This is a genomic window from Lelliottia sp. 489 (assembly GCF_050435885.1).
GTDB classification, from domain to species: Bacteria; Pseudomonadota; Gammaproteobacteria; order Enterobacterales; family Enterobacteriaceae; genus Enterobacter; species Enterobacter nimipressuralis.
In genome coordinates this window covers 1,418,838-1,434,555 of sequence record NZ_JBNDLC010000001.1, presented here as the reverse complement: position 1 = coordinate 1,434,555, position 15,718 = coordinate 1,418,838, and the positions used below count along the sequence as shown (strand labels likewise).

Sequence of the window (15,718 nt, the reverse complement as noted above, 5' to 3'; positions counted from 1 at the left end):
AGCCTGATGGAGGTTTACTGATGATAACCGGAGAGGAAGCGTCCGAACCGGCTGATCGCCATTTCGAGGTCGTCCTCGCGCGGCAGGGTGACGATACGAACGTGGTCCGGCCACGGCCAGTTAAACGCGGTTCCCTGCACCAGCAGCACTTTTTCCTGCAACAGGAAGTCGAGCACCATTTTCTGGTCATCGTGAATATTGAAACGTTTAATATCGATTTTCGGGAACATATACAGCGCGCCGTTCGGCTTCACGCAGGAGACGCCAGGAATATCGTTAATCAACTCCCACGCGCGGTTACGCTGCTCATACAGACGCCCGCCGGGTACGATAAATTCGCTGATGCTCTGATAACCGCCGAGCGCGGTCTGAATGGCGTGTTGCGCCGGAACGTTAGCACACAGGCGCATCGAGGCGAGCATTTCCAGCCCTTCGATATAGCCTTTGGCGTGTTTTTTCGGGCCGTTCAGAACCATCCAGCCCTGACGGAAACCGGCAACGCGGTAGGTTTTCGACAGGCCGTTAAAGGTGACGGTCAGCAGATCCGGAGCCAGCGTAGCAATAGAGTGGTGTTGCGCCGCGTCGTAGAGGATCTTGTCGTAAATCTCATCGGCAAAGATGATCAGGTTGTGCTGACGGGCGATCTCAACGATCTCCATCAACAGCTCTTTGGAATAGACGGCACCCGTTGGGTTGTTCGGGTTGATAATCACGATACCACGCGTGCGCGGGGTGATTTTGGCGCGGATATCGTCGAGATCCGGGAACCAGTCGGACGATTCATCGCACAGATAGTGCACCGCTTTGCCGCTGGAAAGGGAAACGGCCGCTGTCCACAGCGGATAGTCCGGCGCAGGCACCAGCATTTCATCGCCGCTGTTAAGCAAAGCCTGCATCGCCTGGACGATCAGTTCAGAAACGCCGTTACCAATATAGATATCTTCAACGGTGACATCGCGCATCCCACGGGCCTGATAGTGCTGCATGATGGCCTTACGGGCGGAGTAGAGTCCTTTTGAATCACAGTAGCCTTGCGCCGTCGGCAGGTTACGGATCACATCAACGAGGATTTCATCCGGCGCGTCAAAGCCAAAGGGCGCGGGGTTACCAATGTTGAGTTTAAGGACTTTGTTGCCTTCCTCTTCAAGGCGCTTAGCCTCTTTAAGTACCGGACCGCGGATGTCGTAACAGACGTTATCTAATTTGCTGGATTTTTCGATAGGGGACATGAATCGTTGACCTTTTAGCTGTTATTGCCACTCCCTGCCGTGGAAGTCAGCACGGAACAATGTACTCCCACCGCGCTGCGTTTTGAAGGGTGTACAGAAGAAGATTTTGCCGGGATGCGAAAATAAGATGTAATCTTTTTAGCTGCCAGAGGGGGGATTTGGTCGTGTAAAGCATTGCGTTGACAGGCAAGTGCAGTCTATTATCTCGCATCAGATGGTTTTTAATGTATTTTACCCTGCTTAAAACCGCTGTACGACAGAGAAACGATGAGATCGCAATGATTTCTCCCGGTGACCTTTCGTAAAACCGGAATGCTTCTTAATATCTTTGGTGAATGATGGATTCTGCCAGAGGTTGCGCGTGTGAAAATATTGTTAAGCAATATTAATGGATAAACCTAATCTACATTAATGTTTATTTATTAATGATGCCTAAATCTTAACTTTCGTTAATTTTAATAAAATTAGTTTAGCCGTTAATCAACATGGATTAATCAGTAATGGTGTAATAATACTTATAAATAAAGTGGATTTGGGTTAAGATGTTGTCTCAGGAAAAGAGAGGAATGTTTACATTACTGTGTATTTTGCCTCGATTTTTCTGAATTAGTTGATTGTTATTGTTAGAATTATCTCTACTATACTGGATAGGCAACACCTTTACTGCTGTGCCCGTGTTGCGAGTAAAAGAGTGATGATGAGTAAGTTCTTTAATGGAATTTACTGAAATCAGCAAAATCTAAAAATATCCTGAACATTTAAGAGAATAAAAATATCGTCATGGAACGTTGTTTCTGACTTCTGCTATACACCAGCCAATAACTATCTGTCAGGTAGTCTGCCGGTCGGCAGCTCCGCACGAGCAACTTGTAAGTGAATAGATATGATAAATGCAAATCGTCCGATACTAAATCTCGATCTCGATCTGCTGAGAACGTTTGTTGCGGTCGCTGATCTCAACACCTTTGCAGCCGCTGCTGCCGCTGTCTGCCGTACGCAATCGGCGGTCAGCCAACAGATGCAGCGACTGGAGCAACTGGTGGGCAAAGAACTCTTTGCACGCCACGGTCGTAATAAACTGTTAACTGAGCACGGGATCCAGTTACTGGGTTACGCCAGGAAGATTTTACGCTTCAATGATGAAGCATGTATGTCATTAATGTTTAGCAATCTTCAGGGCGTTTTAACGTTAGGCGCTTCTGATGAATCTGCTGATACGATATTGCCGTTTTTACTTAATCGGATCAGTTCGGTTTATCCGAAGCTTGCGCTGGATGTCAGCGTAAAACGAAATGCCTTCATGATTGATATGCTTAAAGACCATGAAGTTGATCTGGTTGTTACCACGCATTGTCCTGGACAATTTGATTGTCTGACATTGCGAACGTCTCCAACGCACTGGTATTGCGCGGCAGAATATGTGCTGCAAAAAGGCGAGCCTATTCCGCTGGTATTGCTGGACGATCCTAGTCCGTTCCGCGATATGGTGTTGTCGGCTCTGAATGAAGCGAATATTCCGTGGCGTTTAGCGTACGTGGCTTCCACATTACCTGCAGTGCGTGCCGCCGTTAAAGCCGGCCTTGGTGTGACCGCTCGCCCTGTTGAGATGATGAGCCCGGATTTACGCGTCTTAGGTAAATCTAATGGTTTACCTGCGCTGCCGGACACGGAATATCTGCTTTGCCATAACTCATCCAGCAACAACGAACTGGCAAAAATCGTGTTTGAAGCGATGGTGAACTACCACAACCCATGGCAATTCGAGAATGTTACTCCCGAAGGGGGGGGCGATTCCCTGGTGGTTGAAGGGGATTTTGAGTGATCCCGATCCGATAATTGTCGTAACAATTTGTAAGTGTAAAAAAGAACCACTCGTGCGGTATTTCCGCGGAGTGGTTTTTTTTTGACAACAATAGCGCCATACTCTTTGAGGTTATTGTAAATAAGTCTTAATTATCATCGCGATGTATGGTTCTGCTCGATTTTTGAACATTATGCGTTTTGTTATCTTCTCTGCGGCACTGATGTTAAAAAACCAGCAAAAATGTTGCCGTTTTTTTGATTGGATTAACAAAAGCGTGTCTCAGATCAAGAAAATACTCCCATTTGGGGGGAGGAATCAGCAGCAAATCCTGTCAAAATAGGAGGGTAATATTTCTTTTACTTCAAAACGGACACGATTCAACAGCATGCAGTTGACGTAAAGTCATCGACCCACCAGGGTTAAAGGGCATGAAATGTTAATGAGAATCGATCTATGTGATTTAATGTGAAGAAACCTTTGTTAAAGTTGACAAAAGGTTATAGAAAGGAGTAAAAAACCACATCATTTTGCTGTCTATGTCTCATTTCTGACAGTCGGTGTAAGGTTATTTGTTCCTCCCCATGAATCGATGTGATGTCCATCTGCCAGCAAGAGCAGAGCTGTAGATATCACTTTTGATGAGTAAGCAATGAGTATGTCAACATCCACAGAAGTCGTCGCTCATCACTGGGCATTCGCAATCTTTCTTATTGTTGCCATTGGCCTGTGCTGCCTGATGTTAATCGGCGGCTGGTTCCTGGGCGGTCGCGCCCGCGCAAGGCACAAAAACACCCCATTTGAATCGGGTATCGATTCGGTAGGTACTGCTCGCTTACGCCTGTCCGCCAAGTTCTATCTGGTGGCCATGTTCTTCGTCATTTTCGACGTTGAAGCGCTCTACCTGTTCGCATGGTCAACGTCAATCCGCGAAAGTGGATGGACTGGCTTTGTCGAAGCCGCAATTTTCATTTTAGTGCTACTGGCCGGTCTGGTGTACCTGGTGCGCATCGGCGCGCTGGACTGGACACCTGTGCGTTCACGCCGTGAACTGGTTAATCCGGAAAACAGTAACTCTAATCGTCAGCAGTAACAGCGAGGCAATAAGATGGATTATACGCTCACCCGCATAGATCCTAACGGTGAGAATGACCGTTACCCCCTGCAAAAACAGGAGATCGTAACCGACCCCCTGGAGCAAGAAGTCAACAAAAGCGTGTACATGGGCAAGCTCGAACATGCCATGCACGATATGGTCAACTGGGGTCGTAAGAACTCCATCTGGCCATACAACTTTGGTCTTTCTTGCTGCTACGTTGAAATGGTGACGTCATTCACTGCGGTGCATGACGTTGCGCGTTTTGGTGCCGAGGTACTTCGTGCTTCCCCTCGTCAGGCTGACCTGATGGTGGTGGCCGGAACCTGCTTCACCAAAATGGCGCCAGTCATTCAGCGTCTTTATGACCAGATGCTCGAGCCGAAGTGGGTTATCTCCATGGGTGCCTGTGCAAACTCGGGTGGTATGTACGACATTTATTCCGTTGTGCAAGGCGTCGATAAGTTTATCCCGGTGGATGTTTACATCCCTGGCTGCCCGCCGCGTCCGGAAGCTTACATGCAGGCGCTGATGCTGCTGCAGGAGTCGATCGGTAAAGAACGCCGTCCGCTTTCCTGGGTCGTGGGCGACCAGGGCGTGTACCGCGCCAATATGCAGTCTGAGCGCGAGCGTAAACGCGGAGAACGTATTGCAGTCACCAATCTGCGTACGCCTGACGAAATTTAATTTGCGCCTGTGGGCCTGGGGCAAACCTTCGCATATCACTATACAAATAGCGCGAAGCCAGGCTTAACAGTCACCACGGACCATTTGCAATGGTGAACAATATGACCGACTTAACCGCGCAAGATGCCGCATGGCAAACCCGGGATCATCTCGATGACCCGGTCATTGGCGAACTGCGCAACCGTTTTGGGCCGGATGCCTTTACTGTTCAGGCCACCCGCACCGGGGTACCCGTTGTTTGGGTGAAGCGTGAACAATTGCTGGAAGCAGTTGATTTCTTAAAGAAATTACCTAAACCTTACGTCATGCTGTTTGACTTACACGGCATGGATGAGCGTCTTCGCACCCACCGTCACGGTCTACCCGCGGCGGATTTTTCCGTTTTCTACCACCTGATCTCAATAGACCGCAATCGGGATATCATGCTCAAGGTGGCATTGTCTGAAAACGACATGCATCTGCCGACGCTCACCAAACTTTTCCCTAACGCCAACTGGTATGAGCGTGAAACCTGGGAAATGTTCGGCATGACGTTCGATGGCCACCCGCACCTGACGCGCATCATGATGCCGCAGACCTGGACCGGCCACCCGCTGCGTAAAGACTATCCGGCGCGCGCCACCGAATTCGACCCGTTTGAGCTGACCAAAGCCAAACAGGATCTGGAGATGGAAGCGCTGACCTTCAAGCCGGAAGACTGGGGCATGAAGCGCGGTACCGACAACGAGGACTTCATGTTCCTCAACCTCGGTCCAAACCACCCGTCTGCGCACGGTGCGTTCCGTATTATTCTTCAGCTCGACGGCGAAGAGATTGTCGACTGCGTGCCTGATGTCGGTTACCACCACCGTGGTGCTGAGAAGATGGGCGAGCGTCAGTCCTGGCACAGCTACATTCCGTACACCGACCGTATCGAGTACCTCGGCGGCTGCGTGAACGAAATGCCTTATGTGCTGGCCGTTGAGAAACTGGCGGGTATCACCGTACCGGATCGCGTTAACGTTATCCGCGTGATGCTGTCAGAACTGTTCCGTATCAACAGTCACCTGCTCTACATCTCCACGTTCATTCAGGACGTCGGAGCGATGACGCCGGTGTTCTTCGCGTTTACCGACCGTCAGAAAATCTACGATCTGGTTGAAGCGATTACTGGTTTCCGTATGCACCCAGCCTGGTTCCGTATCGGCGGCGTGGCACACGACCTGCCGCGCGGATGGGACCGTCTGCTGCGCGAATTCCTCGACTGGATGCCGAAGCGTCTGGCCTCTTACGAGAAAGCCGCGCTACGTAACACCATCCTGATTGGCCGTTCCAAAGGCGTGGCCGCTTACGGCGCGAAAGAAGCGCTGGAGTGGGGCACCACCGGTGCTGGCCTGCGTGCGACGGGTATTGATTTCGACGTGCGTAAAGCCCGTCCATACTCTGGCTACGAAAACTTCGACTTCGAAGTCCCGGTTGGCGGCGGTGTATCCGACTGCTACACCCGCGTGATGCTGAAAGTAGAAGAGCTGCGCCAGAGTCTGCGCATCCTTGAGCAGTGCCTCAACAACATGCCGGAAGGCCCGTTCAAAGCGGATCACCCGCTGACAACGCCGCCACCGAAAGAGCGCACGCTGCAACATATCGAAACCCTGATCACTCACTTCCTGCAGGTTTCCTGGGGCCCGGTCATGCCGGCCAACGAATCCTTCCAGATGATTGAAGCGACCAAGGGTATTAACAGTTACTACCTGACCAGTGACGGCAGCACCATGAGCTACCGTACGCGTATCCGTACGCCGAGCTATGCGCACCTGCAGCAGATCCCGTCCGCCATTCGCGGCAGTCTGGTCTCCGACCTGATTGTGTATCTGGGTAGTATCGATTTTGTTATGTCAGATGTGGACCGCTAATTATGCACGAGAATCAACAACCACAAACCGAGGCTTTTGAGCTGAGTGCGGCAGAACGTGCGGCAATTGAGCACGAGATGCACCACTACGAAGACCCGCGTGCGGCATCCATTGAAGCGCTGAAAATCGTCCAGAAACAGCGTGGTTGGGTACCTGATGGCGCGATCTATGCGATCGCCGACGTGCTGGGTATCCCGGCAAGCGACGTGGAAGGGGTGGCAACATTCTACAGCCAGATCTTCCGCCAGCCGGTGGGCCGTCACGTTATTCGCTATTGCGACAGCGTCGTTTGCCATATCACCGGTTATCAGGGCATCCAGGCTGCACTCGAGAAGAAACTCGATATCAAGCCAGGACAGACGACCTTTGACGGTCGTTTCACGCTGCTGCCAACCTGCTGCCTGGGTAACTGCGACAAGGGGCCGAGCATGATGATTGATGAGGACACTCACAGCCATCTGACGCCGGAAGCAATTCCTGACCTGCTGGAGCGGTACAAATGAAAACAGTCATTCGCACTGCTGAAACCCATCCGCTGACCTGGCGTCTGCGCGATGACAAACAGCCGGTTTGGCTCGAAGAATACCAGAGCAAAAACGGTTACGAAGGGGCGCGTAAAGCGCTCTCAGGCATGGCACCCGATGAGATCGTTAACGCGGTTAAAGATTCCGGCCTGAAAGGGCGCGGCGGTGCAGGTTTCTCCACCGGTCTTAAGTGGAGCCTGATGCCGAAAGACGAATCCATGAACATCCGTTACCTGCTGTGTAACGCCGATGAAATGGAGCCAGGCACCTATAAAGACCGCCTGCTGATGGAGCAGCTGCCGCACCTGCTGGTTGAAGGCATGCTGATCTCCGCGTTCGCGCTGAAAGCCTATCGTGGTTACATCTTCCTGCGCGGCGAATACATCGAAGCGGCAGAGCACCTGCGCCGCGCGATTGCAGAAGCGACCGAAGCGGGCCTGCTGGGCAAAAACATTCTCGGCACCGGTTTTGATTTTGAGCTGTTCGTGCACACGGGCGCAGGGCGTTATATCTGTGGTGAAGAGACCGCACTGATTAACTCCCTCGAAGGCCGCCGCGCGAACCCACGCTCCAAGCCGCCATTCCCGGCAAGTTCCGGCGTCTGGGGTAAACCGACCTGTGTCAACAACGTCGAAACCCTGTGTAACGTACCGGCTATTCTCGCCAACGGCGTGGAGTGGTATCAGAACATTTCGACCAGCAAAGACGCGGGCACCAAGCTGATGGGCTTCTCCGGCCGCGTCAAAAACCCTGGCCTTTGGGAACTGCCGTTCGGTACTACAGCACGCGAAATCCTTGAAGACTATGCGGGCGGGATGCGCGATGGCCTGAAATTTAAAGCCTGGCAACCGGGTGGGGCAGGGACCGACTTCCTGACCGAAGCCCACCTCGATCTGCCAATGGAATTTGAAAGCATTGGTAAAGCAGGCAGCCGTCTGGGTACGGCGCTGGCGATGGCCGTGGACCATGAAATTGGCATGGTGTCGCTGGTGCGTAACCTGGAAGAGTTCTTCGCGCGCGAATCCTGCGGATGGTGTACGCCATGCCGTGATGGTTTGCCATGGAGCGTGAAAATTCTGCGCGCTATCGAGCGCGGCGAAGGCCAGCCGGGCGATATCGAGACACTTGAGCAACTGTGTCGATTCCTCGGTCCGGGCAAAACCTTCTGTGCCCACGCACCAGGTGCCGTTGAGCCATTGCAGAGCGCGATTAAATATTTCCGCGACGAATTCGAAGCAGGCATCAAGCAGCAGTTCAGCAATACCCATTTGATTAATGGTATTCAGCCGAACCTGCTGAAAGCGCGCTGGTAGCGATACTGAATTTTGATTAACGCTCAGTCTCTGACTGAGCCAACTGGAAGCATGCTAATGGCTACGATTCATGTAGACGGCAAAGAATACGAGGTCAACGGGGCCGACAACCTGCTAGAAGCTTGTCTGTCTCTCGGCCTTGATATTCCGTATTTTTGCTGGCATCCGGCGCTGGGCAGCGTCGGTGCTTGCCGCCAGTGTGCGGTGAAGCAATATCAAAACGCGGAAGACACGCGTGGGCGCCTGGTGATGTCCTGTATGACACCAGCGACCGAAGGCACCTTTATTTCGATTGAAGACGAAGAAGCGAAACAGTTCCGCGAGAGCGTCGTGGAATGGTTGATGACCAACCACCCGCACGACTGTCCGGTCTGTGAAGAGGGCGGTAACTGCCATCTTCAGGATATGACCGTGATGACCGGCCATAGCTTCCGTCGCTATCGCTTTACTAAACGTACCCACCGTAATCAGGATCTGGGGCCGTTCATCTCTCACGAAATGAACCGCTGCATCGCCTGCTACCGCTGCGTGCGTTACTACAAAGATTACGCAGACGGTCAGGATCTGGGCGTGTATGGCGCGCATGACAACGTTTACTTTGGTCGTCCGGAAGACGGTACGCTCGAAAGCGAATTCTCCGGTAACCTGGTAGAAATCTGCCCGACCGGCGTCTTCACCGACAAAACGCACTCCGAGCGTTACAACCGTAAGTGGGACATGCAGTTTGCGCCAAGCATCTGCCAGCAGTGTTCCCTTGGCTGTAACACCAGCCCGGGCGAACGCTATGGTGAACTGCGTCGTATCGAAAACCGTTACAACGGTACCGTAAACCACTACTTCCTCTGCGACCGTGGTCGTTTTGGCTATGGCTATGTGAACCTGAAAGACCGTCCGCGTCAGCCGGTTCAGCGCCGTGGCGATGACCTGATCACCCTCAATGCTGAACAAGCGATGCAGGGTGCGGCAGATATTCTGCGCCAGTCGAAGAAAGTGATCGGTATCGGCTCCCCGCGCGCCAGCGTCGAAAGCAACTTTGCGCTGCGTGAGCTGGTGGGTGCGGATAATTTCTACACTGGTATCGCCAACGGCGAGCAGGAACGTCTGCAGCTGGTGCTGAAAGTGCTGCGTGAAGGCGGTATTCGTACCCCGGCGCTGCGCGAAATCGAATCCTATGACGCAGTGCTGGTACTGGGCGAAGATCTGACTCAGACCGGTGCACGCGTTGCGCTGGCCGTACGTCAGGCGGTGAAAGGTAAAGCACGTGAAATGGCAGCAGCCCAGAAAGTGGCTGACTGGCAGATTGCGGCAATACTGAACATCGGCCAGCGTGCCAAACATCCGCTGTTTGTGACGAACGTCGACAACACCCGTCTGGACGACATCGCGGCGTGGACCTATCGCGCACCGGTGGAAGATCAGGCGCGCCTCGGTTTTGCTATTGCTCACGCGCTGGATAACAGTGCTCCGGCCGTTGAAGGCCTGGATCGTGACCTGCAAAACAAGATCGACGTGATCGTTCAGGCTCTGGCCGGTGCGAAAAAACCACTGATTATTTCCGGCACCAACGCTGGCAGCCCTGATGTGATTCAGGCTGCGGCAAACGTGGCTAAAGCGCTGAAAGGACGTGGGGCAGACGTGGGTGTGACCATGATTGCGCGCGCAGTGAACAGCGTCGGTCTGGGACTGATTGGCGGCGGTTCTCTGGAAGCGGCGTTAAGCGAACTCGAATCGGGTGCGGCTGACGGCGTTATCGTGCTTGAGAACGACTTGCATCGTCATGCTTCTGCGGCTCGCGTGGATGCCGCTCTGTCTAAAGCGCCGTTGGTGATGGTAATCGACCATCAGCGCACCGCGATTATGGACAAAGCGCACCTCGTGCTCTCAGCGGCAAGCTTCGCCGAAAGCGACGGTACGGTTATCAACAACGAAGGCCGCGCACAGCGTTTCTTCCAGGTTTATGACCCGTCTTATTACAACAGCAACACCGTGATGCTGGAAAGCTGGCGCTGGCTGCACTCGCTGCACAGCACCGTGGAAAACCGTCAGGTGGACTGGACGCAGCTCGATGATGTGATCGATGCCGTAGTTGCAAAACTGCCGCAGCTGGCGGGCATTAAAGAAGCCGCGCCGGACGCGAGCTTCCGCATTCGCGGCCAGAAACTGGCCCGTGAACCGCACCGTTACAGTGGTCGTACCGCCATGCGCGCGAACATCAGCGTGCACGAACCGCGTCAGCCGCAGGATAAAGACACGATGTTCGCCTTCTCCATGGAAGGGAACAACCAACCGTCTGCACCGCGCTCTCAGGTTCCGTTCGCATGGGCACCAGGCTGGAACTCCCCGCAGGCATGGAACAAGTTCCAGGCGGAAGTGGGCGGCTCTCTGCGCCACGGTGATCCAGGTGTGCGTCTGATCGAAGCGAGCGAAACAGGTCTGGAGTACTTCACGACCGTTCCGGCAAGTTTCGAAGCGCAGGAAGGCAACTGGCGTATCGCGCCGTACTACCATCTGTTCGGTAGTGACGAGATGTCCCAGCGCTCTCCGGTATTCCAGACGCGCATGCCGCAGCCTTACATCAAGCTCAATCCGGCGGATGCCGCGAAGCTTGGCGTCAACGCGGGCAGCCAGGTCTCCTTTAGCTATGAAGGCCAGACCATCAGTCTGCCGCTGGTTATCGCCGAAGGTCTGACAGCAGGGCAGGTGGGTCTGCCGATGGGTCTGCCGGGCATCGCTCCGGTACTGGCGGGCGCGCGTCTTGATAATCTGCAGGAGGCACAAGCATGAGTTGGTTAACGCCGGATCTCATCGAAATTCTGTTAAGCATTCTCAAGGCGGTGGTCATTCTGCTGGTGGTTGTCACCTGCGGCGCGTTCATGAGCTTTGGTGAACGTCGTCTGCTCGGTCTGTTCCAGAACCGTTACGGACCGAACCGCGTGGGCTGGGGTGGTTCACTCCAGCTGGTCGCGGACATGATCAAGATGTTCTTTAAAGAAGACTGGATCCCGAAATTCTCGGATCGCGTCATCTTTACACTGGCACCGATGATCGCCTTTACCTCACTGCTGCTGGCCTTTGCTATCGTTCCGGTCAGTCCGACCTGGGTGGTTGCTGACCTGAACATCGGGATCCTGTTCTTCCTGATGATGGCGGGTCTTGCGGTGTACGCGGTGCTGTTTGCGGGCTGGTCCAGTAACAACAAATACTCGCTGCTGGGTGCGATGCGTGCGTCTGCGCAGACCCTGAGCTACGAAGTGTTCCTGGGTCTTTCCCTGATGGGCGTAGTGGCGCAGGCCGGTTCATTCAACATGACCGACATCGTCAACAACCAGGCCGACATCTGGAACGTCATTCCGCAGTTCTTTGGTTTTGTCACCTTTGCTATCGCGGGCGTGGCGGTGTGTCACCGTCACCCGTTTGACCAGCCAGAAGCCGAGCAGGAACTGGCCGACGGTTATCACATTGAATATTCCGGTATGAAATTCGGTCTGTTCTTCGTGGGCGAGTACATCGGTATCGTCACCATTTCCGCGTTGATGGTAACGCTGTTCTTTGGTGGCTGGCATGGCCCGTTCTTACCGCCGTTCATCTGGTTCGCGCTGAAAACCGCGTTCTTCATGATGATGTTCATTTTGATTCGCGCCTCATTACCGCGTCCGCGTTATGACCAGGTAATGTCCTTCGGCTGGAAAGTGTGCCTGCCGCTGACGCTAGTCAACTTGTTGGTAACGGCAGCTGTCATTCTCTGGCAGCAGCCATAAGGGGCAATAGACCATGACCTTAAAAGAATTATTGGTAGGTTTCGGCACCCAGGTACGCAGTATCTGGATGATCGGCCTGCACGCGTTTGCAAAACGCGAAACCCAGATGTATCCGGAAGAGCCGGTCTATCTGCCGCCGCGCTACCGTGGCCGTATCGTGCTGACCCGCGATCCGGACGGCGAAGAGCGCTGCGTTGCCTGTAACCTGTGTGCGGTAGCCTGTCCGGTCGGCTGTATCTCTTTGCAGAAAGCAGAGACCAAAGACGGCCGCTGGTACCCTGAGTTCTTCCGCATTAACTTCTCACGCTGCATCTTCTGCGGTCTGTGTGAAGAAGCGTGCCCAACCACGGCGATTCAGCTGACTCCAGATTTCGAACTGGGTGAGTACAAGCGTCAGGACCTGGTGTACGAGAAAGAGGATCTGCTGATTTCCGGTCCGGGCAAATACCCGGAATATAACTTCTACCGGATGGCGGGTATGGCAATCGACGGCAAAGATAAGGGCGAAGCAGAGAACGAAGCTAAGCCTATCGACGTCAAGAGCCTGTTACCGTAAGGAGAGGGCAATGGAATTCGCTTTTTATATCTGTGGCCTTATCGCCATCCTGGCCACGCTGCGAGTGATTACGCACACCAATCCGGTGCATGCGTTGCTTTACTTAATCATTTCGCTTCTGGCTATTTCTGGCGTGTTCTTCGCGCTGGGCGCCCACTTTGCGGGTGCGCTGGAGATCATCGTCTACGCCGGGGCCATTATGGTTCTGTTCGTGTTCGTCGTCATGATGCTGAACCTGGGCGGCTCTGAAATTGAACAAGAGCGTCAGTGGTTGAAACCGCAGGTATGGATTGGCCCGGCGATTCTGTCGGCCATCATGCTGGCAGTGATCGTTTACGCGATTCTCGGCGTGAACGATCAGGGTATCGACGGTACGCCGATCAGCGCGAAAGCGGTTGGTATCACGCTCTTCGGTCCGTACGTACTGGCCGTTGAACTGGCGTCGATGCTGCTGCTGGCGGGTCTGGTTGTTGCCTTCCACGTTGGCCGCGAAGATCGTGCGGGCGAAGTGCTGAGCAACCGTGCGAATGACAGCGCGAAAAGAAAAACGGAGGAGCGCGCATGATCCCCTTAACACATGGACTGATCCTCGCCGCGATTTTGTTCGTTCTGGGCTTAACCGGTCTGGTTATCCGCCGCAATCTGCTGTTTATGCTGATCGGGCTGGAAATCATGATCAACGCTTCCGCGCTGGCCTTTGTGGTCGCCGGTAGCTACTGGGGCCAGACCGATGGTCAGGTGATGTATATTCTCGCCATCAGCCTTGCGGCTGCCGAAGCGAGTATTGGCCTGGCGCTGTTGCTGCAGCTCCATCGTCGCCGCCAGAACCTGAACATCGATTCAGTAAGTGAGTTGCGTGGATGAACATGCTTGCCTTAACCATTATTTTCCCGTTGATCGGCTTTGTGCTGCTGGCTTTCTCACGCGGTCGCTGGTCGGAAAATCTGTCTGCCACCGTGGGCATCGGCTCTATCGGCCTGGCTGCGCTGGTCACCGCTTACGCGGGTATCGACTTCTTTAACAACGGCAAGCAGGCGTTCAGCCTGCCGCTGTGGACCTGGATGTCGGTCGGCGATTTCAACATCGGTTTCAGCCTGGTACTGGATGGTCTCTCCCTGACCATGCTCTCCGTGGTTACCGGTGTTGGCTTCCTGATCCACATGTTCGCCTCCTGGTATATGCGCGGTGAAGAGGGTTACTCCCGCTTCTTCGCCTACACCAACCTGTTTATCGCCAGCATGGTTGTTCTGGTGCTGGGTGATAACCTGCTGCTGATGTATCTCGGCTGGGAAGGCGTGGGTCTCTGTTCTTACCTGCTGATCGGTTTCTACTACACCGATCCGAAGAATGGCGCAGCGGCCATGAAAGCGTTCGTCGTGACCCGTGTGGGTGACGTGTTCCTCGCTTTCGCGCTGTTCATTCTCTACAACGAACTGGGCACGCTGAACTTCCGCGAAATGGTAGAACTGGCGCCAGCGCACTTCGAAGCAGGCAACAACATGCTGACGTGGGCAACGCTGATGCTGCTGGGTGGTGCCGTGGGTAAATCCGCGCAGCTGCCGTTGCAGACCTGGCTTGCGGACGCGATGGCAGGCCCAACGCCTGTCTCCGCGCTGATCCACGCCGCGACCATGGTGACCGCTGGTGTCTATCTGATTGCACGTACGCATGGTCTGTTCCTGATGACGCCGGAAATTCTGCACCTTGTCGGTATTGTCGGTGCGGTAACTCTGGTGCTGGCGGGCTTTGCCGCGCTGGTTCAGACGGACATCAAACGCGTTCTCGCTTACTCCACCATGAGCCAGATTGGTTACATGTTCCTGGCGCTGGGCGTGCAGGCATGGGACGCAGCGATCTTCCACCTGATGACGCACGCGTTCTTTAAAGCGCTGCTGTTCCTCTCGTCCGGCTCCGTCATTCTGGCGTGCCATCACGAGCAGAACATCTTCAAGATGGGCGGTCTGCGCAAATCGATTCCGCTGGTGTATGTCTGCTTCCTGGTGGGCGGCGCGGCGCTGTCGGCACTGCCGATCATCACTGCGGGCTTCTTCAGTAAGGACGAAATCCTTGCGGGCGCCATGGCAAATGGTCATATCAATCTGATGGTGGCAGGTCTGGTCGGTGCGTTCATGACCTCCCTGTATACCTTCCGTATGATTTTCATCGTCTTCCACGGTAAAGAACAAATTCACGCTCACGCAGGGAAGGGGATTACTCACCACCTGCCGCTGCTGGTTCTGCTGGTGCTCTCTACCTTCGTTGGCGCGATGATTGTGCCACCGTTGCAGGGCGTACTCCCGGATACCACCGAGCTTGAGCACGGTCGCGTTCTGACGCTTGAAATCACCTCCGGTGTGGTCGCTATCGCAGGCATCTTGATTGCTGCATGGCTGTGGCTGGGCAAACGTACTCTGGTGACGGCTGTTGCTAACAGTGCGCCAGGCCGTCTGTTGGGCACCTGGTGGTATAACGCGTGGGGCTTCGACTGGCTGTACGACATGATCTTCGTTAAGCCGTTCCTGGGCGTTGCATGGTTGCTGAAACGCGATCCGATGAACTCCATGATGAACATCCCGGCAGTGCTGTCCCGCTTTGCAGGTAAAGGCCTGCTGTTGAGCGAGAACGGTTATCTGCGCTGGTATGTGGCATCCATGAGCATTGGTGCGGTCGTCGTGCTGGCGCTGCTGATGGTGTTGCGTTGATCTGAGATTGGGTTTGCCCGGTGGTACAAGCCGGGCCTACAAGAGCGTAGGTCGGATAAGCGTGAGTGCCACCCGACATAACAAACCCAGTCCGAAGTGAATGTTCCGTGAGAATTCGTTGAAAATCGGCCCCGGCTGGGGCCTTAAAAAGGAATAAAAA

Annotated in this window: 13 protein-coding genes; 12 read left to right on the top strand and 1 reads right to left on the bottom strand. The window is 54.1% G+C overall.

Annotated features, from left to right (window positions below; all coding sequences use genetic code 11):
* Window positions 1-14 precede the first annotated feature (14 nt).
* The gene (alaA, locus tag ABIE11_RS06980) at window positions 15-1,229 is read right to left on the bottom strand and encodes an alanine transaminase AlaA (protein ID WP_100779448.1); all 1,215 of its coding nucleotides are present in this window, start codon (window positions 1,227-1,229) and stop codon (window positions 15-17) included.
* An 883-nt stretch (window positions 1,230-2,112) separates the two neighbouring features.
* On the opposite strand from alaA, the gene lrhA reads away from it, so the two are divergent.
* The 12 genes from lrhA to nuoL all read left to right on the top strand — a co-directional run bounded on the left by lrhA (window position 2,113) and on the right by nuoL (window position 15,558).
* Entirely contained in the window at window positions 2,113-3,051 is a 939-nt protein-coding gene (gene lrhA, locus ABIE11_RS06975; protein WP_100779449.1) for a transcriptional regulator LrhA, read from the top strand.
* A 631-nt stretch (window positions 3,052-3,682) separates the two neighbouring features.
* Complete coding sequence (gene nuoA, locus ABIE11_RS06970) at window positions 3,683-4,123, top strand: NADH-quinone oxidoreductase subunit NuoA (RefSeq protein WP_102104904.1); 441 nt, start codon at window positions 3,683-3,685, stop codon at window positions 4,121-4,123.
* Window positions 4,124-4,138: 15 nt separating this feature from the next.
* Window positions 4,139-4,813 (top strand): NADH-quinone oxidoreductase subunit NuoB, encoded by a 675-nt coding sequence (nuoB, locus tag ABIE11_RS06965; protein WP_003861482.1) that lies wholly within the window; start codon window positions 4,139-4,141, stop codon window positions 4,811-4,813.
* Window positions 4,814-4,902: 89 nt separating this feature from the next.
* The gene (gene nuoC / locus ABIE11_RS06960; RefSeq protein ID WP_100779451.1) at window positions 4,903-6,705 is read left to right on the top strand and encodes an NADH-quinone oxidoreductase subunit C/D; all 1,803 of its coding nucleotides are present in this window, start codon (window positions 4,903-4,905) and stop codon (window positions 6,703-6,705) included.
* Between the two features lie 2 nt (window positions 6,706-6,707).
* Window positions 6,708-7,208, top strand: coding sequence for an NADH-quinone oxidoreductase subunit NuoE (gene nuoE / locus ABIE11_RS06955; protein WP_095282749.1), 501 nt, complete (start codon window positions 6,708-6,710; stop codon window positions 7,206-7,208).
* A complete protein-coding gene (gene nuoF / locus ABIE11_RS06950; RefSeq protein WP_100779452.1) occupies window positions 7,205-8,542 on the top strand; it encodes an NADH-quinone oxidoreductase subunit NuoF in 1,338 nt (445 codons plus the stop codon). The genes nuoE and nuoF overlap by 4 nt, the downstream gene beginning before the upstream one ends.
* 57 nt (window positions 8,543-8,599) lie before the next feature.
* A complete protein-coding gene (nuoG, locus tag ABIE11_RS06945; protein ID WP_429184191.1) occupies window positions 8,600-11,326 on the top strand; it encodes an NADH-quinone oxidoreductase subunit NuoG in 2,727 nt (908 codons plus the stop codon).
* Entirely contained in the window at window positions 11,323-12,300 is a 978-nt protein-coding gene (gene nuoH, locus ABIE11_RS06940; RefSeq protein WP_095282746.1) for an NADH-quinone oxidoreductase subunit NuoH, read from the top strand. The genes nuoG and nuoH overlap by 4 nt, the downstream gene beginning before the upstream one ends.
* 13 nt (window positions 12,301-12,313) lie before the next feature.
* Window positions 12,314-12,856: an NADH-quinone oxidoreductase subunit NuoI gene (gene nuoI / locus ABIE11_RS06935; protein WP_000172742.1), complete on the top strand. Its 543-nt coding sequence runs from the start codon at window positions 12,314-12,316 to the stop codon at window positions 12,854-12,856.
* 10 nt (window positions 12,857-12,866) lie between these two features.
* Entirely contained in the window at window positions 12,867-13,421 is a 555-nt protein-coding gene (gene nuoJ / locus ABIE11_RS06930) for an NADH-quinone oxidoreductase subunit J (protein ID WP_100779454.1), read from the top strand.
* On the top strand, window positions 13,418-13,720 hold the full coding sequence (gene nuoK, locus ABIE11_RS06925; protein WP_003861496.1) for an NADH-quinone oxidoreductase subunit NuoK: 303 nt from the start codon (window positions 13,418-13,420) through the stop codon (window positions 13,718-13,720). The genes nuoJ and nuoK overlap by 4 nt, the downstream gene beginning before the upstream one ends.
* Window positions 13,717-15,558, top strand: a complete 1,842-nt coding sequence (gene nuoL / locus ABIE11_RS06920; protein ID WP_123427202.1) for an NADH-quinone oxidoreductase subunit L — start codon at window positions 13,717-13,719, stop codon at window positions 15,556-15,558. Before nuoK ends, nuoL begins: the two co-directional genes overlap by 4 nt.
* Window positions 15,559-15,718 lie beyond the last annotated feature (160 nt).